Raw genomic sequence first — 1,523 nt, 5'->3', positions numbered from 1 at the left:
GTCGGATTCCGGGGAGAGGCCGAGGGCTCTGCGGATCAGATTGCCGAGGTCTTTGAGGGTCGGTCGGGTGTCGGCGTCGATGGTGAGGTCGGCGGTGGTCGGGTCGGCGGTGGGGACGACGTCGACCATGAGCCAGTCACCGAGCGGGAATTGGTTGCCCTGGTTGAAGGTGACGTCGGTGGCCAGCTGGGTGTTGTCGGTGACGGTGGTGACGGCCGCGGGCGGGGTTGTCGGTGACGCGGTGACGGCGGCGTCGATGCGTACGACCTGGACGGGTTGGCCGAGGGCGGTCGGGTAGTTCGCGTTGCGGAACGAGCCACCCTGCGGGGGAGTCACTCGGAGGGCGTGGTTGCCGTCGGGGGTCAGTGCGCGCAGTGATTCGCGGGCCTGGCGAGCGCGGGTGGCGTTGTCCACATCCTGCGGAGTGAGCGGGTGGCCTGTGGATGGATGTGCATGATCGGCGGTAGGTGAATGCCGGGACGGTTGCGTCGGATGTGCGGCCGAGCCGGGAGGGTTCGTCGTGGTGGCTGGCACGGACTCGGCGCGGTTCGGCGTGCCGGTGACGGTCGGCGTGCCGGTACCGGTTGGGGTGCTAGTGCTGTTCGGCGTACCAGTGCTGTTCGGCGTACCGGCGCTGGTCGGAGTGCCAGTGCCGTGCGGGGTGTCGAAGCGGGTCGGCGTACCCGTGGCGTCCGGTGTACCAGCGCTGGTTGAAGTGCCAGGGCTGGTAGGCGTGCCACTACTGGTTGGAGTGCCGCTTCTCGGGGGCGACTCGGTATCGGCGGCGGTTCTCGGACGACCCATGTCGGTAGGTGAGTTAGCGGTGGGTGTGGACCGCAGCGGTGTGACGTCGCTTCGTGTGGGCGATGTCGGGGATCGTGATCCGGCGTTGTCTGCTTGTGGACTCTGGGTGGCTCGAGTTGCCGGTGTGACGTCGGAGGGGGCGGGTGGCGGTCGGTGGGCAGCGTTCGTCGCCTGCGCTGTGGATGGTTGTGGAGAACGCTGAGCAGTCGGGCCGGGAGAACGCCCTGTGGAAGGTTGGGGAGAACGCGAGGTCGCCGGGCTGGCGGGAGTGCCGACCGGCGGGACACCCGTGGTCGGACTGTTCGGTGTCGCGGGAGCCGCGTTGGTGGGTGTCGGGGTCGGTGAGGTGGCCGTCGGTGTCGCGGTGGCCGCGTTCGCGGTGGTGGTGGCGGTCGACGCGGGTTGTTGCTCGGTGTCGGTGGCAGCGTTCGGGGAGACCGAGGGTGATGTCGTGCCGGGGGTGGCGACATTCGTCGAGGTGCCCGCATTCGATATGCCGGGAGTGGCAGGGCCGGTCGTCGGGTTGCTGCTCGGGGCAGCCGGGGTCGACGTCGGTGTTCCGGTCGACGTCTGTGACGGGTTCTGTTGGGCGGGGGTCGAATCGGACCGGTCTGTCGAGGCGGGCTGGTTCGTGGACGGGGATTCGGTGGAAGGCAGATCCAGGGACGACGGAGTCGGCGACGTTCCGGGTTGCGCGGGGCTGCCGGACGGGGTGGCGG

General features: G+C 69.4%; 1 protein-coding gene and 1 pseudogene. One reads left to right on the top strand and one right to left on the bottom strand.

Annotation, left to right across the window (positions count from 1 at the left end; translation table 11 throughout):
• Positions 1-414 (bottom strand): hypothetical protein (locus JZ792_RS41075; protein ID WP_216918375.1); only part of this gene is annotated, 414 nt, incomplete at its 3' end.
• Between the two features lie 616 nt (positions 415-1,030).
• On the opposite strand from JZ792_RS41075, the pseudogene JZ792_RS41070 reads away from it, so the two are divergent.
• Positions 1,031-1,523 (top strand): annotated as a pseudogene (locus JZ792_RS41070) (hypothetical protein); the annotation flags it as partial.

Origin of the sequence: Nocardia noduli (assembly GCF_019038455.1) — a bacterium.
GTDB classification, from domain to species: domain Bacteria; phylum Actinomycetota; class Actinomycetes; order Mycobacteriales; family Mycobacteriaceae; genus Nocardia; species Nocardia noduli.
Note: the sequence above shows the minus strand (reverse complement) of the source record. Positions and strands in the feature narration are given on the sequence as shown.